This window comes from Sutterella faecalis (assembly GCF_006337085.1).
GTDB classification, from domain to species: domain Bacteria; phylum Pseudomonadota; class Gammaproteobacteria; order Burkholderiales; family Burkholderiaceae_F; genus Sutterella; species Sutterella faecalis.
Genome location: NZ_CP040882.1, coordinates 816621 through 836089 on the forward strand (window position 1 = coordinate 816621; position 19469 = coordinate 836089).

At 56.3% G+C, this 19469-nt stretch carries 15 protein-coding genes and 1 pseudogene; 4 read left to right on the forward strand and 12 right to left on the reverse strand.

From position 1 onward, the window contains the following. Nucleotides 1-10 precede the first annotated feature (10 nt). From FG381_RS03255 to FG381_RS03265, 3 genes are all read right to left on the reverse strand, one after another. The gene (locus FG381_RS03255; RefSeq protein WP_139687519.1) at nt 11-2233 is read right to left on the reverse strand and encodes a molybdopterin-containing oxidoreductase family protein; all 2223 of its coding nucleotides are present in this window, start codon (nt 2231-2233) and stop codon (nt 11-13) included. 310 nt (nt 2234-2543) lie between these two features. Continuing rightward, nucleotides 2544-3167 (reverse strand): response regulator transcription factor, encoded by a 624-nt coding sequence (locus FG381_RS03260; protein ID WP_139687520.1) that lies wholly within the window; start codon nt 3165-3167, stop codon nt 2544-2546. After that, nucleotides 3167-5029: a sensor histidine kinase gene (locus FG381_RS03265; protein ID WP_165697819.1), complete on the reverse strand. Its 1863-nt coding sequence runs from the start codon at nt 5027-5029 to the stop codon at nt 3167-3169. The genes FG381_RS03260 and FG381_RS03265 overlap by 1 nt, the downstream gene beginning before the upstream one ends. Nucleotides 5030-5272: 243 nt before the next feature. On the opposite strand from FG381_RS03265, the gene FG381_RS03270 reads away from it, so the two are divergent. Together FG381_RS03270 and FG381_RS03275 are read left to right on the forward strand one after the other, a co-directional pair. Then, the gene (locus FG381_RS03270; protein ID WP_139687522.1) at nt 5273-5824 is read left to right on the forward strand and encodes a YagU family protein; all 552 of its coding nucleotides are present in this window, start codon (nt 5273-5275) and stop codon (nt 5822-5824) included. Between the two features lie 255 nt (nt 5825-6079). After that, a complete protein-coding gene (locus FG381_RS03275; protein WP_139687523.1) occupies nt 6080-7246 on the forward strand; it encodes an ATP-binding protein in 1167 nt (388 codons plus the stop codon). Between the two features lie 302 nt (nt 7247-7548). On the opposite strand, the gene FG381_RS12720 is transcribed toward FG381_RS03275, so the two are convergent. The 5 genes and pseudogenes from FG381_RS12720 to FG381_RS12545 all read right to left on the reverse strand — a co-directional run bounded on the left by FG381_RS12720 (nt 7549) and on the right by FG381_RS12545 (nt 10347). Next, entirely contained in the window at nt 7549-8304 is a 756-nt protein-coding gene (locus FG381_RS12720; protein ID WP_228025742.1) for an ATP-binding protein, read from the reverse strand. Between the two features lie 72 nt (nt 8305-8376). Further along, a pseudogene (locus tag FG381_RS12935) lies at nt 8377-8766 on the reverse strand (AAA family ATPase); the annotation flags it as partial. A gap of 204 nt (nt 8767-8970) precedes the next feature. Then, nucleotides 8971-9111, reverse strand: coding sequence for a hypothetical protein (locus FG381_RS12540; RefSeq protein WP_165697820.1), 141 nt, complete (start codon nt 9109-9111; stop codon nt 8971-8973). Beyond that, a complete protein-coding gene (locus FG381_RS03285) occupies nt 9108-9854 on the reverse strand; it encodes an AAA family ATPase (protein ID WP_165697821.1) in 747 nt (248 codons plus the stop codon). Before FG381_RS03285 ends, FG381_RS12540 begins: the two co-directional genes overlap by 4 nt. Nucleotides 9855-9861: 7 nt before the next feature. Beyond that, nucleotides 9862-10347: a hypothetical protein gene (locus FG381_RS12545; RefSeq protein ID WP_165697822.1), complete on the reverse strand. Its 486-nt coding sequence runs from the start codon at nt 10345-10347 to the stop codon at nt 9862-9864. A gap of 482 nt (nt 10348-10829) precedes the next feature. Between FG381_RS12545 and FG381_RS03290 the strand changes: the two genes are divergently transcribed. Then, a complete protein-coding gene (locus FG381_RS03290) occupies nt 10830-12053 on the forward strand; it encodes a hypothetical protein (protein WP_139687526.1) in 1224 nt (407 codons plus the stop codon). A 586-nt stretch (nt 12054-12639) separates the two neighbouring features. On the opposite strand, the gene dcuC is transcribed toward FG381_RS03290, so the two are convergent. Further along, nucleotides 12640-14031 carry a C4-dicarboxylate transporter DcuC gene (gene dcuC, locus FG381_RS03295; protein ID WP_139687527.1) on the reverse strand — a complete coding sequence of 464 codons (1392 nt, stop codon included), beginning with the start codon at nt 14029-14031 and terminating at the stop codon, nt 12640-12642. A 268-nt stretch (nt 14032-14299) separates the two neighbouring features. Next, nucleotides 14300-16204, reverse strand: coding sequence for an NAD(+) synthase (locus tag FG381_RS03300; RefSeq protein WP_139687528.1), 1905 nt, complete (start codon nt 16202-16204; stop codon nt 14300-14302). A 224-nt stretch (nt 16205-16428) separates the two neighbouring features. On the opposite strand from FG381_RS03300, the gene FG381_RS03305 reads away from it, so the two are divergent. Continuing rightward, nucleotides 16429-17859, forward strand: a complete 1431-nt coding sequence (locus FG381_RS03305; RefSeq protein ID WP_139687529.1) for a C69 family dipeptidase — start codon at nt 16429-16431, stop codon at nt 17857-17859. Between the two features lie 109 nt (nt 17860-17968). Here FG381_RS03305 and FG381_RS03310 read toward each other — a convergent pair whose 3' ends face one another. Beyond that, nucleotides 17969-18883 (reverse strand): radical SAM protein, encoded by a 915-nt coding sequence (locus FG381_RS03310; protein ID WP_139687530.1) that lies wholly within the window; start codon nt 18881-18883, stop codon nt 17969-17971. A gap of 114 nt (nt 18884-18997) precedes the next feature. Next, complete coding sequence (locus FG381_RS03315; RefSeq protein WP_139687531.1) at nt 18998-19462, reverse strand: Fur family transcriptional regulator; 465 nt, start codon at nt 19460-19462, stop codon at nt 18998-19000. Between the last annotated feature and the right edge of the window lie 7 nt (nt 19463-19469).

A 19469-nucleotide genomic window follows, 5' to 3' on the forward strand; every position in this document is an offset into this window, starting at 1 on the left:
GATCTTCTCCTCACGCCTTCTTCGTTACGCTTACGGGCATTTCGAAATACGCCGGATAACCGGACATCGGATCTCGAATCGCACGGCCGACAAGCGGCTGCGTGTTTTCCTTGCCGAGCCAGCCGTACTGGGCGTCAATGAGTCCCTTGGGCACGATGATCGACACCATGGCGCGCGCCTCGACCGGACCGCCGAAGGGCGAGCGGATCTCGACGATGTCCCCCTCCCTGATGCCGCGCTCGGCTGCATCTTCAGGGCTGATGTCGATCGTAAGGTGGTCCTCAATTTCGAGGAGATAAGGCTGATCGGATCGCGTCTTCGAGTGGGTGATGAAGGGCTTGCGGGCGCCGTTGAGGAACCGGAGATTGAATTCCTTCGTGAGCGGCATCATCGGCTTATAGACCGGAAGCGCCGGGTGACCGAATTTTTCGGCCCTCACGCTCGCGAACTCGAGCTTTCCGCTCAGCGTATTGAAGCCCGGCTTGCCGTCGGGACGCATGCCGCCCGTCTCATACTTGCGAAGAGCGGGTTTCGGCGCCGGCACGGACGAAACATTGGGCAATGCATCCGCGAAGGCATCCCAGCCTTCGCCCTGCATGCTTTTGAGAACATGGTCGCAGGCCTTTTTCGGGTCGCCGTCGAAAAAGTGTTCCGGCTTGTCGACAATGGCTCCGATTTCAAATGCGATTCTCCAGTCTTCCCTGCATTCGCCCAGAGGCTTCACGGGCTTTCTCACGGCAATCTTGTTCCCATACCAGCCGAAAGGCGCATAGCGCTCGTAATTCATGGCGGCGGGAAGAATGATGTCCATGTCCTGATGGCTGTCCGGACGATAGAAGTAGTCGGCGGAGAAAGCAAAATCGAGCTTTTTCACGGCAGCAGCGTACACCTGCGGCGACGGCCAGATATTGACGTTGAATCCCCAGCCGCAGAGCATCCGGACCTTTCCTGAATCCACCCATTCCGGGAAATTGTTTGGACTCACCTGGTCCTTCATATCATTCCAAAGCGGCAACTCCTCCCGGTCGAGACGGTTTTTCTTCTGCTCCGGCAAGCTGAACCAGCCGTTTTCAGACACCGACGGATGGAGACCGTAAGCCGCCATCGCAAGCCCTTTGGGGCCGGATGGAAAGGCCACGCCGCCCTTGATGTCGATGTAGCCCATGACGATCGGGAGAAGAAGAAGCGCCCGGGCATTGTTGACACCGTTTGAATTGTGCGACACCGACTGCGTGGTAAGCGAGAATGTACCCGGCCCCTGCGCCCAGAGGCGGGCCCCTTCGACCACGAGTTCGGCTGGAACGCCTGTAATCTCCTCTGTATATTCAGGCGTAAAGGTCTCGCAGTAATCTCTATAAGCTTCAAAGCCGTGCGTCCACTTTTCCACGAACGCCTTGTCGTAGAGCCCTTCGCGGATTAGAACCCGCATCATGCCGGCAACGAGTGCAGCATCCGTTCCGATTCTCGGCTGCAGATGGATGTCTGCGATTTCGGCGGCTTTGGTTCTGCGTGAATCAATCGTGATGATTTTGCAGCCGCGCGCCTTTGCGGCCTGAATAGCCTTCCACCATGTAAGCGGCTGTGCCCAGACATTGGTCGCCATGATCATGAAGACTTTGGTGTCTGGAGTCGGCAGTCCGCCGTTGTTGGGGCGGCCGAAGTTGAGTTCCTCGGCCATCATGCAGCCCGAACGGCAGCCAACGGAAGATTCGGTGCCGTATGTGGTCGATCCGAAATAGCGTGCAAGACGGTAAATCGAGGGCCGGGGTTCCTTGGGGTCGCCGGCATAGAACATCACGGCATTGGGACCGCTCGTACGTCGGATTTCAAGCATTCTTGCCGCGATCGTCTTATAGGCCTCTTCCCAGGTAATGCGGACCCAGCCCGGATCAGCGGCGCCCTTCGGGTTGGTGCGCTTGAGTGGATAGAGGAGCCGGTTCGGGTTATAGAGGCGCTGCAGCGTCGAAAGGCCCTTGGAGCAAAGAATTGGCCTCGGATTTTCCTTCCAGTTTTCAATTCTGATGATCGTGTTGCCGCGCGCATGAAACTTGATGCCGCACTGCGGCACATGATTGCATGAGTCGCAGATGGTATAGCCCGTCCACTCTTTTTGAGCTTCGGCGGCCGCCTGCGCGCTCTTCACAAATAAGCTCTGCGAGCCGGCCCAGCCGGCAGCGAGCGAAAGCCCCCGGATGAGGCTACGTCTAGAGACGGAAGGAACCTTGATAGTCATTGTTGTTCTCCTTTTTGCCGAACGCGAATGCTTTGCGACGGATGCCGAAATGCTTTCCACTGGAAGCAAAGTCGTGCACCCCTGAAGCTTTCTTTCTGGGGTCAGCGTTCGAAAAGGAACTTCGCCCAAGCTGACGAAGGCCTTTGAGAATCAAGGTATCAAGTATTCCAATGCGCGCCTATACGCATCTATACGCCTTGAATGCGTATTTCTGAGGCTTGTCGTCGTCATAAATGACGATATTCAAAAAGGGAACAGCGAAAACACCGCCGGACGAACAGCGTTTTCGTTCCTTTTTGTCTTCCGGACGTCACTTTCCCGCAAGAATCTTCTCAATTCGCCTCACCGCCCGCGTGACGCCCGCAGCCCCGCGCACATCGAGCTTCCGCGAAACTTCGCCCCGGTAGACCTGCACGGTCTTGGGCGAGATGCCGAGTTCGGCGGCGATCTCCCGATTGAGAAGCCCGGCGGCGATTCTCTCCGCCACCTCGCGCTCGCGGTCGGTAAGCGTCTGCCAACGCGCGACTTCCCGCGCGGCATCCTCTGGTTCCGCCCCTTCAGCGCGCTCAATCGCAGACCAGATGGCATCAAGGAGCCGCGTGCGGTCGGAACCTTTCCGCAGAAAAGCAACCGCGCCGCTCCTCATGGTGTCGACCGCCATGTCGATGTCGCCGTGTGCGGATAGAAAAACGATGGGGAGCGTGATGCCTCGGCGGATCATTTCCTGCTGCAGCATGAGGCCGCTCATCTCTCCCATGCGGACGTCGAGAATCGCGCAGCCCGGCACTGACGGCGAATCTCCTTTAAGAAAATCCTCTGCGCTCGGATAGGCCGCGCAGTCGAAGCCTTCCTCTTCGAGCATGAAGGCAAGGCTGTCGCGCGCAGCAGGATCATCGTCGACGATTCTCACGAGGAGGCGTTTGTTCTGAGCCATCAGGGCTTCTCCTTTTCGTTCTCTTTCTTTTCTTCTGCCGGGAGCGACGCAATGGCTCGCAGCCCCGCAGGTTCGATCCGCTCAAAGCGGATGCTTCCGAGCGCAGCTTCGAGGAGCGCCTTCACAATCATGAGGCCGAGGCCGAGCCCCTGCGCCTTCGAGGATTTCCCGGGCGTCAAACCCAGCTGTGCATAAGCCTCATCCGGGAGTTTCGGTCCGTTATCCTCAACGCGGATTTCCACGGTCTTTCGATCGGAAGCAGGCGCAACCTCAAGCTTCACTTCCGGGAACGGGCTCTTTGAAGCCGCATCCACAGCGTTCGCGAGGAGGTTGACGATCACGAGACGCAGATCGAGCGGATCCATGCGCACCAGGAGCCCCTCCGTCTGAGGAGGAAGCTCGAGCGAAAGCTTCGCTCCCTTCGCCCTGCGGCTTACGCGGAACTGCCGGAAAGCCTCGCCGACAGCTTCCGCGACGGAAAGCGCCTCGGCTCTTCTCCGGCCCTTGCCGTACTCCCGCACGCGGTCGACGATGTCGCTCGCGTGAAGCGCTTCCGTGCGGATTTTTGCGACAGCATCGAGCGTTCTTGGCGGGACGTCGTCCACATCCTCAAGGCTTCTCATCGTTCCGCGCGAGAGGTTCTGAATGGCTTCAAGGGGCTGCTTCAGTTCATGAGCGATGATGCTTGAAATCTGCCCGACCGCGCCTGCGTGCTGCATGGCGCTGATCTGTTCATTCGCCTGTGCGGCCTCGCGCTCGAGCCTCCGGCGCTCCTCGATTTCCTCTTCCAGCGCACGCGTGCGGATTCTCACGAGCCGGCGAAGAATCACCCCGTAGAAAAGGAGCGCCGCAACAAGAATCGCGCTGCAGACGACGGCAGACGGATACTCCTTCCAGACGCGCCGGAAGGTCCACTCGCGCAGGTACTCGTAAGGCCCGAGCTTCAGGCTTTCGAGCATCTGATCCGTTCGCGTAAAGTCGGTTGAAATTCCCCAGTAGCTCCCGTCTTCGTCAACCGGCATTGAAAGAAGGAGCGCCGTCACGCGCCGCGCGTGCTCAACGCCGAGCGGGCTTGTTCCCGCGAGGATGATGCCCGGATAGAGCACCGTGGAATGCAGGCATGCGAGGCCGTCGACGGGCTGGGCATTGAGCACCCGGAGCTGTGACCCGATTTCGGCCATCCGCTTTTCTCCGAGATCCTCGAGGAAGCACCCGCGCAGAATCCCGCCATCGATGCGGCCGGCGAGAACGTCCTCAAGGATCTTCCGCATCTGCCCGGGCTCATCGCGGCGCACCGACCAGAACCCGTCCGGGTTGAAGCCGGCTTTGGCAATTTCGTGCTCGACGTAATGAAGGCCGAGTTCGCACTCCTCCGTCTGAGCGGCGATGCTTTTGGCGGCGAGATCGTTTAAGCGCCTGAGATCCCTGCGGTCAGAGCGCACAACCACAACCGCAGCCGAGGCATGATTGGGATCCTTCGCGCGCGGGCTCACCAGCGCCGCGAGCGGGCGGACCTTTTCCGTCGGATCCATTGCGAAGAAGCTCGAGCTCGCGATCACGAGGTCGGCGTTCCCGCGCCGGAGCTCCTCGCGAAGCGGAATATGCGGGAGCGACCGGAAAGTGAGCTCGAGTCCGGGCCAGTTCTTCTTGAGATATTCCATCGAACGCACGATGAAGTCGTAGTCCTTCCAGGGGCGCGAATATTGGAGCACCGTCACGCGAAGCCGCGCGGGGGAAGCTTCGGAAACGGCTGCTTGTGAAGCGCCTGCCGATGACGTCGCGGCAGCCGTCGCTGCCGACAGAATCGTGATCGCCGCGAGGAACGCAAAGAAAGCGGAAAAAAGTGTCTTGAGTCTTCTCATGACGCCGATTCTGCTTGAGGCGCTTCCTACCACCATTGATTCGGGTCAAACGCGTGTTTTCAAAAAGTCCTAAGACATTTGCGTCCCCCGGGCGTCACCGCAAGGAAGCTGTTTTTCAGGGGAAAAGAGAGGCATAAAGTTCCCTTTGCACGCCGCAGACGCCGTCCGGACTTCTCTCGGAAAAAGCCCGATGTTTTCAGGAGCGCCGCGGCATAAGTCAAAAATTCTTGAAAGGAATTACCCATGCAGCTCAAAGCGCCCACCTCAACCCGGGACAAAATCATTCTCGGCCTTCTCCTCGGCCTCGTCGCCGGCATCGTCGTCGCCTTCGCCAAATTCGGCTGGGAAGTCCCCTTCCCGCCCCGCACGCCGCTTCGCGACGCCACGAACCCGCCGCAGGAGCTTCTCCAGCAGCTCGGGTTCTCTTTTGAATTCACGCACACCACCTACGACTACTCCGGGAACCCCCGTCCGATCGTGAGCTTCGTCGTTCACTTCGGCTTCTCGATCTTCTTTGCCATGCTCTACTGCTGCATCGCGGAGTACTGGGCCGGGATCAAGAAGTGGCAGGGCGCCCTTTACGGCATCATTCTCTACTTCGCCTTCCACGTCGTCATCATGCCGCTCATGGGCACGGTGCCTGCTCCCTGGGATCAGCCTTTTGCCGAACACTTCTCCGAGTTCTTCGGTCATGCATTCTGCTTCTGGCTGATGGAAGTCGTTCGCCGCGACATGCGCTCGCGCTGGACGGGCCTCTCGGATCCGGAATACGGCTCAGTTCCTGTAACTCGCTGATGGAGGGAGAAAGCCTGATCCAGACGCATTGAAAAAATAGTTCTGAAGAGCCGCCCGGTCGATTCCCCGAAATCGGCCGGGCGGCTTCTGTATTGGCGAGAAGCCTCTGAAAAGCTGACCGGCCGCTCAGCGGCTGATAGTGCCTGGACGATGCGCCGTAATGTCGGAAAGCGGCAATTTGATCAAATTTATCGAATATTACAAAAACTCTGTAATATTGCATCAAATTCGATAAACTTTCGATTGAGCCAAGCCATGGATCCTTTCAACAACCCATTTGCACCCGGCGCAGGCAGCAAACCTCCGGAACTCGCAGGACGCGAGGAATTTATTGATGCTGCACTTGCATCGTGCGGAAGAATGTTTCGCGGCCGTTCCGGACGACCCATGTTGTTGTTGGGATTAAGAGGTACCGGGAAAACCGTGCTTCTCAATGAAATTGGCCGGCGAGTCGCAGAGCGAAATTTTTTGGTCTCCAAAATCGAATCTCCGGAGAGCGACTCCTTAGCTTCGCTTTTGTATCCTCAGATGCAAAAGGTCTTGCGTTCTCTTTCTGGAGCCGAGGACGCCAAAGCAATTGCCAAGCAAGGGCTGGGCGTCCTGCATCGTTTCGCATCGATCTTCAAAATTGATGTCGCAGGCGTAAGCATTGACATTAAACCGCCGGAAGGCATAGCTGACAGCGGGAAATTGGAGTTGGATCTGCCGGATCTTTTTGCTGCGATTGGTCAGGCAGCCAAAGCAGCGGGCAAAGGCTGGCTTTTATTGATTGACGAAGTGCAATACCTCAGGGAAAAAGATCTTTCAGCTTTGATTGTCTCTTTGCACAACATTAGCCAACTTGAACTGCCTGTGATGTTTGTTGGGGCCGGGCTGCCGCTAGTTGCCAAACTGGCAGGCGATGCGAAATCTTATTCGGAAAGACTTTTTCGGTTTTGCGAAATTGGTCCGTTGACTTCTGCCGAGGTCGAAGACGCCATTGTGAAGCCAATACATGACGAGGGAGCAGCAATAGATCCCAAGGCGGTAAAAGAGATGGAGCAAGGTACCCATGGCTATCCCTTCTTTTTACAGGAGTGGGGATACTGTGCATGGAATATAGCTGAAGGCAGTTCTATCACCCTGATGGATGTGAAGCAAGCCTACGTGGAAACCATTCATGAGTTGGACAAAGGCTTTTTCAGGGTGCGCCTTGACAGATTGACTCCCCAGGAAATCGCTTTTGTGAAGGCAATGGCCTCGCTTGGTCCAGGCCCCTATCGAATCGGGCAAGTAGCTAGCAAGATGGGGAAAACGACTTCGCACACCGGTCCGCTGAAACAGCGAATTGTTGAAAAGGGAATGATTTACAGCCCTAAGCATGGGTTTGTCGCATTTACAGTTCCTCTTTTCGACGAATTTATTCGCAGACACAATTTATAAGGTGTTCCTTAAAACTGGCAGGAAACACCTTCCTGCGCTCCGAGTTCTTCGGTCACACATTCTGCTTCTGGCTCATGGAAGTCGTGCGCCGTGACATGCGTTCGCGCTGGACGGGCCTATCAGATCCTGAATGCGGCTCAGTTCCCGTGACGCGCTGAGGGAAGGAGGGAGCCTGATCCAGACGCATTGAAAAAGTAGTTCTGAAGGAGCGCCCGGTCGATTCCCCAAAGTCGGCCGGGCGGCTTCTTTATTGGGCGGCAAACCTCTGAGAAGCCGCCTCTCCCGCCCTGCGCGCCCCCCGGTTAAATCTCGAAGATGGAATGCGCGATCACATCATCGGATAGGAACCGCTTCTTCTCCACCATATTGCAGATGATCGCGCCCAATCCTCTATTCAGACCCATCTTGTCGAGAACCGCAAAATTCCTTGCCATTTCAAGGTGCGGCGTTTTCACGGACTTGATTTCGACCGGATGCCAGCATCCTTCATGATGGATGATCAGATCGATCGTTTTCTGCCTTTTTGGATCCCGGTAGAAATAGAAATCGGGCACGCGGCCATTGTGCACCCAGCTCTTCAGTATTTCCGTGATGACGAACGTTTCAAAGAAAGCGTCTGAATTCATATCCGACTCCAGTTCCGCAGGAGTCCTCTTTCTGCAGAGGAATGCTGCGAGACCGACATCGGTCATATAGACCTTCGGGGATTTCGTGAGCGTTTTCCCGGAGTTCCCTGAGAGGGGCCTCAGCAGATACACCAGACCGCTTGCCTCAGCAATGGAAAGCCACCGTTTTGCCGTCGACTCATCCACGCCCGCAATCAGCGCTAGCTGTCCGATACGAAGTTCCTGCCCGGTTCTCAGCGCCAGCCCCTGCATGAAGCGCTGATAAGCGGCGAGCTTCCCGACATTCCAGATGCCGGCGACATCCTTTTCGAGAAAAGTCGTGATGAAGGCATTGAAATAGCGATTCCGCTCCTCCGGACCGAGTTCAAGCGCCCCCGGCCAGCCTCCCTGCCAGATGATGTCCCAGATCCGATCTGCATCTTCATATGGCAAACCGGCTTTTTTCTGAGGATCCGGGACATACGGTTCCTGCTCCAGACCTTTCCCTGCCCGCTCATAAAGACTGAGCGGCATCAGCTGCTGGGGATAGATTCTTCCAGCAAGAGAGTCACCGACTCCCTTCATTAACTCAAATTTTTGCGAGCCGGAAAGCCAGACTCCTCCTTTTGTCTCCTCACGGTCAACGAGCAGCTTGATCGTCAGGAACAAATTCGGGGCGCGTTGGATTTCATCGATGGTGATAGGCAGCTCATGCTCTTCGAAGAAAGCTTTCGGAGCATTCCGGGCAAGAGCCTGGGCGTCCAGATTCTCAAGAGTCACGTACCCACGACTCGGCTCCTTGAGGTTCATGAGCGTCGTGCTTTTCCCTACCTGACGCATTCCGGAAAGCATGACAACCTTGAAGCGACTTGAGAGTTCGAGAAATATTTTTTCGACAGTTCGATGCAGGTACATCTATCTCCTCATAAGTCCATGAAGCCGGCGCTTGAGCCTTACGAGCCAGTGCAAAGCATAGGTAGAAGAATAAGTGCTAACTCATTCCGGAGTTTTCCGCCGTCGCGATCCAGACGCTGCCAAACGCCATAACCATCCGTAAATTAACAGCATGGCCTTTTGCTTTGATTTTTCGTCAAACCTCGAAGTTCGAGTATTAGAAGCCTAACTGACGAAGCTCTTGACATTGCCGAGCACTTCAGCGTCCTTCACTTCAGCGTCCTTTAGACCGGTCATGCCGACAGCCAGAGAGGCGAGCATCTGATCAATGAAGTTCTCAGCGTCGTACAGGAGGAAGCGGCTCAATCCGCTGCTGCGGCGCTATTGAACGCCTTGCCCGGCTCCGCCAGATCCGCGAAGATTTTCTCTGCATCTCTGCCGACATCCTCCAACCTGCAGCCGTCCGCGTCCGCAGAAGTTCGATAGTACTTGCAGCAGTTGCAGATATCATGCTTCTCCGCGCAGATCTCAATCGCCTTGAGGAAATAAGGGCTGTAGGTAGTCAGCACGATCTTCAGGCCAATTCTCTTCTGCATTAGAACCAGGATCTCGGCAAGCTTAAGCTGCAGCATGGGATGAAGATGACATTCGGGTTCTTCAAGTATCAGAAGAGTGTCGCTCCGGATCGATCCATTTTCGAGCAGGCGCAGCAGAAGAAGGAACGGCTTTAAGCCTGAAGGGAGTTTCACAACATCGAGGACATCCGCGCTTTCATCCCCAACGAACTGAAGGTTATGCCATTGTGCGGATTCAATTAAGCGCCCATGGCAGACTGCATGAAGACAGTTGATGATTTCGGCGGCGTCTGCTTCAAGTTCAAAGCCTTCTGCGGGAGGATTTTTTCCCAAGGCTTTCAGAAGCAGTTCTTGATGGTCGTATTCCCGGAGTTTAATTGATTCAACGGAACTCACGTAGCGGATGTTATCAAGAATATACGGATTATCTAGATAATGGACATTTCCATGGAATTCGCCGATCTTTTCTTTTAATTCGATGCTGAAATCTGACGGCATAAAAATAGCCCGGCCAACTCCATCAAATAATTCCACTCGCGACTCACTGCTGTGCGCAGAAAATATTCCTGCATAGAATTCTTCCCAAAAAATGTCCCCGCACCTTTTCAAACAAATATTGTTCTTCTGAAGAAGATAAATCACATTTAATAATATTGGCAACCGCCTTAAAGCCATCTACAGGGAAAAATATCTCAATCCTATTGTTGCTTATGACTTGCTTTAATCTTTTTTCTGATATATTAATTCCAGCATCAAAATCATCAACAATACCTGCAGATAATTTCATTACCCTATTTTTCGGGAAAATCCGCCCATTTGATAAATAATCCAATAAAGTCTTCGACACCATACCTATACGTAATTCTCTAAAATCTTGCTGAAGATTTGAGACAGATTTCACGGAAGCAAACAACATTTTGGCAAGCAGAGTTTTCCCGGTATCATTCAATCCGGAAATTACCGTTATGCCGTCCATTTCGAGACATGCATGCTTGAACTTTGCAAGATCAAAAATTTCAAATCTCATACAACATTACCTCCTCATTGATCAATCTCTCCGCAAACCCTCGCAAGTTCTAGATTGGAATACATTGCGCAATCACAAAACATATTAGAAATTCCAGTCTACTCAAAGGCCTAAATCAAAGCATCAATGCGACATGCATGGCTGACACCGCATTGGTTTCCTCGTTATTCAAGTTTAAGGCCACCATTATCGGATGAGATAACAACGGCAAATGCATAATCTCGCTTGGATTTAAACAACAGTTCGCAACGGTTCATAATTATTTCAACTTGAAATATGGGTGCGTTTTGGAGCAATTCGACTCAATTCTCCCTTAGCTCATACGCGGTCATTGGAATTGCAGTAAAAAAGCAACGTACTACGCAGATTTCGAGGCTGTAAACAGACAAATTTATGTATCACCGCTGTTTTTCAGCCATAAAATCGCACTAGCTCAATCATTCCCTACAATTCTTTTCTCATCCCTCTTTATATTTTTAGTCATGACTGAAGCTCCTACTTTGAACCATGCGCCCGCAACCGACGCTTCTGCTCATCTGCTTGTTCCCAGAGATATTCCCACCTCCGTCCCCGTCAACCTTGATGCAGGCATCTACGAAGCAGCCGTCGAGCGTCTGGTCAAAGACGGGAGCTGCAGAGCGGAAGGAGACCTCAATGCTCTGCTGTCGCAGTTTCTCGCATACGTTGCTGCCAAAGGCGCCGACGCGGGTTCTGAATCCATTGACATGAACGACGAGAAAGTCCGCGGCTTCCGTGAAGCCCGCAAAAAGCAGGTGGTCGAAGAATTCATGAAGGAAACGCCGCAGAGATGTCTCCTCAGACTTGGGGAAGATGTCGGCATCGGATGCGACGGAGGCAACTGGAACTCCAGTTTGTGGATTTTCGGTCTGGAGTACGGTGGCACGCAGCAGGTTGACGACCAGGAAGGTGCGTTTGCTGATTTCACGTACTATGAGGGACAGGAATACGAGAGCGATTTTCTGACCAATGATGCGAAGCGCGCAAAATGGTTCGACAGCTATCCCTACAATCGTTATCTCCTGAGGTTCTGTCTCTCATTTTTCGGGCTTTGCTCAAAAGAAGAAGCAAACGATGAAATGTCCAGACTTGTGGACAAGGCTATCAAAGCCAGGATTTTTGCTCCGGACGGTCCATGCTTCAAGGGCAATATTTTCCCGCTCCAGAGGCCGAGGAACAATTTCTGGAAGAATCTGTCTGTTCGCTGGAAGGGCTTCAACTTCGGCGAGATCGAAAAAGTTCTGAGCTTCCCTGACGCCAGACCAGACCGCAATTTAGGCAACCAAAATGAATACCTGGCAGCCATGACCGAAGCTCGCCGACCAGGCTATGAAGCGAAGATCAGAGACAACCTGCAGCAAGGAATTCCGACGGTTATCGTGTGCTGGGGAGCGAATTCCAAAGGCTATTTTGCAAAGGCCTTTGGAGTAAGCGAGAGTGATTTCAAGGTCGTGGAGGCAGATGTTCCGGGGAAAAAACTTCCTGAAATCGCGCAGATCAATCTCATCAATCCGGATGCGCCGGAGAAGGGATACTCCTCATCCGCCTGGATTTATGTTATGCCGCATTTCCAGGGGCTGAGCTACATCGATGAATGTGCTTACGCTGAGGCGCTGCGTGAGGTTCTCAAGGACAAGGTTCCTCCGTTCTGGGCTCTGCCGACAACAGATGTACAGCAGGCACAGTAAGGCGAGAGTGGTTATTCCATTAGATTTCAAGACGCCGCTGCCGGGCATCGGGCAGCGGCGGCAGGCTGAAGACTGCGGGTCTGCAGTGGAAATGGCGGTTGAGCCTGATCGTCAGCCAGTAGCTGGGTTTTTTCACTGCTTCAGGGCCATCTGCCGATTACAGATGAGTCGACGCCGAATGTCCGTTTGTGATTGCAAAAATTCAGGACGGCTTTCCTGATCACCATTCGATTTCCTTCACCTTCAGCTGGATCCGTTCAAATGACTGATCGTCCTTCGGCATGGAGAGGAGAAACTCGCCAAAGGACATCTTCCCGGGCCTTCTCCCATCGCACGGTGCCGCAGCCTCCGGCCGGCTTGGCCCAGCCTGGCGGTCAGACGCCTGCTCCGTCGAAGCGCCCTTCGGCTGAGTGCATCCACTCAAATCCTGACGATCGGAAACGTGTCTGCTGCTCGACTGCTGATTCATTTTTCCTCCGCTCCAAAAACAAACGGCCGGTTCCACTCTAAACCATGGAACCGGCCGCTTTCATTCCTCGCGAGATGCCGGGGAAAGCCCGGACGATCTCACCTTGTTGCTGTCTTCTTAGAGAATGATGATCGAGGCGAGGAAGGTGGCAATGAGCGCGAAGACCATGACGGGTATCGTTCTTCGAACGAGTTCGAAGGGCGAAACCTCAGCAATGCCCGACACCGCCATGACGACGCCGGCGATCGGGGACATCGAACGCGCGATGCCGCTCGCGAGCTGAACGGGAACAGCCATCGTCACCGTGCTCCAGGCCACCGACTGCGCAGCCTGAGGCAGAAGCGGCGAGAAGGCAAAGAATGCCGCGTTGCCCGAACCCGTCACGAAGGCCGCAAGCGTCATGATGAGGAACATGGCAAGCAGCATCGTGACGCCGCCCGCGCCCTGCATCTGAGCGACGCTCTGGAGAATCGTGTCGATGCCGCCCGAGCGCTTCAAGCCTTCAGCAAAGACTTCCGCGCAGACGATGAGGAGAACGGTCGAGGAAAAGATCTTCCCCATGCCGTTGAACATCGCCTTCGTGCGGTCCGTGCATTCGCGGAGGTTTCTCACCGTCAGAAGGTCGACCACAAAGGCGACGAGCGCGCAGGAGAGAATGGCCGTCACGACTTCAAGACGAATGCCGGCATAGACGAGCTTCGAGAAGACGAAAAGAAGAACAACCGGAAGAATCGGGAGAATGGCATAGTAGATCGGAGCATCGGGCTGCGCGGCAGCGCCTTCCTTCTTGACTTCCGTGCGGAGCTTGAAGTCGTCCTGAGTCAGTCGACCGCTCGCGAGATCGCGCTTGTCGAAGAATTTCCCGAGCACCACGTGGCCGGCTGCGATCACCACAGCGGTCACAATGCCGACAGGGAGCTGATTCTCGATAAAGAACTCCATCACGTGCAGATTCGAAATTTCCGCGGCGAGGAGAGAGTTGCCTGAGGCGGGACCAAGGTCAAGGCAGCTCGCCGTGGCAACCACGGCAGCCGCCGAGAGGCGCGACACCCCCACCGCAACGAGCAGCGGATAGATCGTCACCATGAGGAGCATGCCGAGGCCGACGGCGGACGGGATGAAGACATTGAGGAGCTGTCCCACGAGATAGGCAAGGCCGAGAAGAAGGTACGGCGCATGAATGTAGGAAAGCGGTTTGATGCAGATGTTGACGAGCGCCTTCGTCGCGCCGATCTTGTCCATGTAGTACGCAAAGCCGCCCACGCAGATGATGTTCATGCCGATGCCGGCCGTGCGGCTCTGGAGCAGGTTTGTGAAGACCTGAACGATGTCGAATACCGCGCTGTGGGTCGCCTTTTTGCCGGTAATGAGGGGAGCCCCCGAAATGATCGAGACGCAGATCAGAAGAAGAAGGCCGACCATGAGCAGAGCCCATGGCGCGTAGTAGCGCTTGATGACGAGATACGCCGCTAATATGACGCTCGCGACAACAAGAAAGATGCCCAGCATGAGATGTTCCTTATGTTGAGAGATTCTGTTGGGTGAGTGTCTCAAAGGGTCTTTCAGACCGTTTGTGACAATACGTAAATATTACCTGCTCTCGGCCTGCAGGCGTAGCTTCGATGCCGGCAACTCCACCAAAAATCCGTATGCCTGCGTGATATTTACGTTCGAGTTTTTAATTAACAGTATTAGTACATAATCAAATTATCTGCCAGCTTTTTTTCTTTCTCAGGCGAGACGCCCGAGGCCAAGCAGCCCCCGCCGCGCAATATCTCTATTCAATGCGTCCGAGGTCCGAGGGCAGCCTCAGATCGCCGCGCGGCGACAATGCGACCGAACCGATCTTGGGTCCGTCGGGCATTGAGCTCCGCTTATATTGCTGCGCATAAAAGCGCCGGAAGAAGATCGCTGCGGTGCGGTCGATCTCTTCGGGCGAGGTGCCGCTGAAGGCGATTTTCGCAAGCGCAACGATCTTTTCCCTGGCAAAACCAGAACGCATCAGATGGAAGAGGAAGAAGTCGTGAAGCGCATAGGATCCGATCGTCGACTCGGTCGATTGAATGCGGCCTGATGCATCGGGAGGAAGCAGTTCAGGGCTGATTTCCGTCTCTGCAATCGTCTGAAGAATATCCCGGAGTTCCGGGCGCATATCGCCCTCCGTGACGACGAGGTGCTTCACGAGCGTCTTCGGAACGCCCGCGTTCACGGCATACATCGACATATGGTCGCCGTTGAAGGTCGCCCAGCCGAGGGCGAGCTCGCTCATGTCGGAGGTGCCCACCACAAGGCCCGATTCCGCATTGGCGACGTCCATCAGAATCTGCGTGCGCTCTCGCGCCTGCGCATTTTCAAAGACCACGTCGTACTGGTCTTCCGGGTGGCCGATATCGGCAAAATGCTGCCGGCAGGCCGGGCGAATGTCGATCGTCCGGCTGTCAATGCCGAGCGCTTCCATGAGGCGCCTTGCGCTTTCCTTCGTACCCTCGGAGGTGCCGAATCCGGGCATGGAGATGCCGAGGATGTCGGATCTCGGGCGGCCGAGCCGGTCAAAAGCCTCTGCAGCGACGAGGAGCGCGAGCGTGCTGTCGAGCCCCCCGGAAATACCGATCACGGCGCGGCGGATGCCGGTCTTTGCAAGCCTTTCAGCGAGACCGGCCGCCTGTAGCCCCAGAATTTCCCGGCAGCGTTCGTTGCGGCGCGCTTCGCCTTTGGGCACAAAGGGCATGGCATCCACCGCCGCGGGCCAGAGCGGCGCTTTGGCGGCAAAGGTGGGATCTGCCGCGACGCGGCGATAGCGCTGCGCATCCTTCGGGAGCCCCTCCTTCATCGTGCGAAAGCGCACGCGCTCGAGTTCAATCCGCTCGAGGTCGACCTCGGCCGAAACAATGCCGCTCGTCCAGATGGACTCGGCCGCAATGCGCCCGCCTGAAGCAATGAGCTTGTGGCCGCTGAAGACGAGGTCCGTCGTGGATTCGCCTTCGCCCGAAGACGCATAGACCATTGCGGCGATTTCCCGGGCGCTTGTCATTCGGACGAGATCGCGCCGGAAGCGCGCCTTCCCCGTGGTTTCGTTCGAAGCGGAAAGGTTCGCGATGACGTTTGCGCCTGCGGCCGCGTGCCGCGCGCTCGGCGGTACGCCCACCCAGAGGTCTTCGCAGATTTCGGCGGCCGCCCGGATGCCGCTTTCCGATTCAACGATGATGTCGGTGCCGAAGGGAATCCGCATGCCGGCGACTTCAGCCGAATCCGAGAGCGCATCGCCCGCAGGAGAGAACCATCGCGCCTCGTAAAACTCCTGATAATTGGGGAGAAAGCTCTTTGGGACCGCGGCGAGCGGGCGTCCGTTCTGAAGGAAGAGAGCGGCGTTGTAGAGTTGGCCCTCGGAAAGCAATGGAAGACCAAGAAGGACGATCATTTCGGGCGTTCTGCGGGAGGCTTCCAGTACCATCCCGAGCGCTTCATTCACTTTGCCGAGAAGCCCCGCGCGAAGGAAGAGGTCCCCGCAGGTGTAGCCCGTGAGCGCGAGTTCCGGAAGGACCAGAAGGTCCGTCTTCGCGCGGCCGGCATCCTCAAGAACCTTTTCGATTTCGCGGGCATTGGCGAGGGGTTCGCCCGGATGCGTTCTGAAGGAAGCCGCCCCGAGCCTCACGAAGCCGGTCGAATTGGAGCCGATGCGCATAATTCCCTTTCCTAAAGTCTCCGGGCGTCCGTTCCTCTCGAAAGCGCCGCCGCCTTGATGCCAATAATGGTTGCAATTTTAGACGGTGCGGGACTGCGGACTCCGCGCTTTTCTGAATACTCTCCCGGAGTGTTCCCCTATACACTTCCCCCTATTCTTATCCGGGGCCCGGAAGCCGGAGCTTTCCGGCAACGGCCTCACTCAAAATCAAGGGGAAAAGATACATGTGCACGAGTCTCATCGCCGGTGAAAAAGCCACTGCCGACGGTTCCTTCATCGTTGCCCGCAGCGCCGACAGCGCCGCCATCAAAGCGCAGCATTTCGTACACCACCCTGCCCGCCAGGGTCAGAAGGGCATTTACAGCACGAAGGCCCACGGCGGCGTGAACGACTTTACGTATCCGCTCCCTGAGAATTCGCTTGCCTTCACGACGATTCCCTTCTGGAAGACCCAGCTTCACGGCGCCGCGGGCTTCAACGAAGCCGGCCTCGGCCTCACGGGCACGGAATCGATCTTTGCGAGCGAAGCCGCCCTTGCGGTCGATCCCTACGTGAAGGAAACGGGCATTACCGAGGACGACATTGCCGACGTTCTCCTCTCGCGCTGCCGCACGGCCCGCGAAGGCGCCATGACGCTCGGCGCCATCATTGAGGAAAAGGGTGCCGGCGAAGGCTTCGGCGTCGCCTTTGTCGACCAGTCCGAAGTCTGGTACCTCGAAACGGGATCGGGCCACCAGTGGCTCGCTCAGAGAACCCCGGCAGACAAATATTTCGCGTCGGGCAATCAGGGGCGCTTCCAGGACTACGATCCCGAGTCAACCGACATGATGGCTTCGAAGAATCTCGTGGAGTTCGCCATCGAAAAGGGCCTCTACAACCCTGAAAAGGACGGCGCCTTCAATTTCTCGAAGGCCTATACGCGCGACGACGACCGCGACCGCATCTACAACGACCCGCGCGTCTGGGTGATGCAGAAGTACTTCAACCCCTCGCTCGTCCAGGATCCGGAAGCCGGCCGCACGTTCCCGGTCTACCTCGCCCCGGAAAAGAAGGTGACCGTTGAAGACGCCAAGGCCATGATGCGCGACCATTTTGAAGGCACCGACCACGACCCCTATTCCCAGGGGCTCCGCGGCGACGAACCCTGGCGCCCGATCAGCGTCTTCCGTACGTACGAAGCGCACGTGCTGCAGGTTCGCCCCTGGCTCCCGAAGGAATTGGGCGAAGTGATCTACGTCGCCATGGGCATGGCCGACCTCTCCGTCTTCCTCCCCTTCTATGCCGGTCTTTCGCGCTCGCCCGAATCTTGGACGAAGGGCTCCGACCAGGGCGAAGCGGATTCCGCCTACTGGAAGTTCCGCCGCGTGCAGACGCTTGCCATGACGGACTACCCGAAGCTCGCTCCGATCGTGAAGAAGACCTGGGCCGACTTTGAAGCCGATGCGAAGGTCCGTCAGGAGGCAATGGAAGCGAAGGTGCTCGAGCTCTTTGAAGTCGACCGCGCGAAGGCGCTCGCCGAGCTCGAAGCCTTCAACCTCGGCCTCATCGCCGAAGCCGAACGCACGGCTGAAAAGCTTCTCGAGAAGCTCTTCGTCATCCGCACCGTCGACATCGAAGCCGTTGTTCCGGCGAAGAACCGCAAGAACAAGGACTGATCGAGCGTTCCATTAGGGAGCCCGGACGCCTGGAGTCCGGCTCCCTAAAGGCATTTAGGGCGCCTTTTCCCATCAGCGGGATCAGGCGCCTTTTTCATTCCGCGCACTTTCAACCCGGCATCACTTCCGGGAGCACATGGTCGCCGTTGAAGTGCGGGATGAACTTCTCCTCGTTCGTCTTCCCGATCTGCATGAAGCCCTTCGTGATGCCGATCGCTTCGGCGTGACGGATGACCTTCTGGTACTCAAGGGTCGTGAGCGGCCGGTTGATTTCCGGATGCCGGCAGGCCTTGAAGATCGGCATGTACTGATTCATGACGGAAATGTAGATGTCGTCGCCGAAGCGCTCATGGAGCCACGAGAGGCATTTGCAGCTGTCGCGCCACTGCCAGGGAAGCACCAGATGCCGCACGATCATGCCGCGCTTCATGAGACCGTCCTCGCCGATGACGGCCGGCCCCGTCATGCTGAACATCGTTTCGATCGCTTTGGAAGCGTATTCGAAATAGTGCGGGACGCCCGAATACTTTTCTCCGAGTCGGCTGTCGAAATACTTGAGATCCGGAATGAAGATATCGATGAGGCCGTCGAGCATTCTTAACGACTCCTCGAGCTCATAGCCGTTTGAATTCCAGACGACGGGTAGCGCGAGGCCCCGTTTTTTTGCAGACTCGAGCGCCTCAACAATCTGCCGCGTGTAGTGACCCGGCGTCACGAGCTCGATGCAGGCTGCGCCTCTTTGAGCCTCCTCAAGGAAAATGTCCGAGAGCCGCTCCGTCGACACGCGGAGCCCCTTGCCGCCCGCACTGATTTCGTAGTTCTGACAGAAGCAGCAGCGCAGATTGCAGTGGGAGAAGAAGATCGTGCCCGCACCCGTTTTCCCGGAAATGCAGGGCTCCTCCCAGGCGTGAAGACTCACGAGGGCTATTTCAATATCGTCGCTCGCGCGGCAGATGCTGCGCTTCAGACCGGCTGCCGAGGAACGGTCGGCATTGCAGCGTCTTGGGCAGAGATTGCAGATCATGACGGTTGAGAAAATCGAGCTCCGGGAAGCTGAATTCCCGGCTCTCCTTCAAAAAACTGAAACCCCTGATGCCCGGGCATCGGGAGCAATCCCCGTCGTCTCAAAGGCATCCGGTCAGGAAGGAGAGGAGTTTACGCCGGCGGAAGGCGTTGATGCCGCGGCCTGACCTTTTGCTCTGCAATCGCTGCAGAGCCCCTGAATGACGGAACTCTGGAGATCGAGCTCCACGCCGTGGTCCTCGAGGAGATGCTCCGAAAGCGAGGCCGTCATGCGGTCGATTTCGGAACAATGAAGGTGAAAGAGCTTTCCGCAGCTGCGGCACTGAACGTGGTACTCCGCTGCGCCCGGATCATTGAGATACTCGTATTGAGCGGGCGTCCGCTTATCCAGAACGAAACGCCTCACAACGCCCTCCCGGGTCAGCGTTTCAAGCGTTCGATAGACCGTTGTGCGGCCGACAGCCGCGCCGTTCTGACGAATCGCCTCCACCACCTCTTCGGCGCCCATGTACCTGCCGGCATTCGCCTGCAGTGCAGCGAGGACTGCTGCGCGCTGACGCGTCGAATATCTAACGGGCATAGCCAAA

Excerpts from the sequence above, each read along its gene's own strand:
- FG381_RS03300 (WP_139687528.1), bottom strand. The coding sequence starts at position 16,204 with ATGCGCATCGGCTCCAATTCGACCGGCTTCGTGAGGCTCGGGGCGGCT.
- FG381_RS03305 (WP_139687529.1), top strand. The coding sequence starts at position 16,429 with ATGTGCACGAGTCTCATCGCCGGTGAAAAAGCCACTGCCGACGGTTCC.
- FG381_RS03290 (WP_139687526.1), top strand. The coding sequence starts at position 10,830 with ATGACTGAAGCTCCTACTTTGAACCATGCGCCCGCAACCGACGCTTCT.
- FG381_RS12545 (WP_165697822.1), bottom strand. The coding sequence starts at position 10,347 with ATGAGATTTGAAATTTTTGATCTTGCAAAGTTCAAGCATGCATGTCTC.
- FG381_RS03275 (WP_139687523.1), top strand. The coding sequence starts at position 6,080 with ATGGATCCTTTCAACAACCCATTTGCACCCGGCGCAGGCAGCAAACCT.
- FG381_RS03260 (WP_139687520.1), bottom strand. The coding sequence starts at position 3,167 with ATGGCTCAGAACAAACGCCTCCTCGTGAGAATCGTCGACGATGATCCT.
- FG381_RS03315 (WP_139687531.1), bottom strand. The coding sequence starts at position 19,462 with ATGCCCGTTAGATATTCGACGCGTCAGCGCGCAGCAGTCCTCGCTGCA.
- dcuC (WP_139687527.1), bottom strand. The coding sequence starts at position 14,031 with ATGCTGGGCATCTTTCTTGTTGTCGCGAGCGTCATATTAGCGGCGTAT.
- FG381_RS03255 (WP_139687519.1), bottom strand. The coding sequence starts at position 2,233 with ATGACTATCAAGGTTCCTTCCGTCTCTAGACGTAGCCTCATCCGGGGG.
- FG381_RS03310 (WP_139687530.1), bottom strand. The coding sequence starts at position 18,883 with ATGATCTGCAATCTCTGCCCAAGACGCTGCAATGCCGACCGTTCCTCG.
- FG381_RS03265 (WP_165697819.1), bottom strand. The coding sequence starts at position 5,029 with ATGAGAAGACTCAAGACACTTTTTTCCGCTTTCTTTGCGTTCCTCGCG.
- FG381_RS03270 (WP_139687522.1), top strand. The coding sequence starts at position 5,273 with ATGCAGCTCAAAGCGCCCACCTCAACCCGGGACAAAATCATTCTCGGC.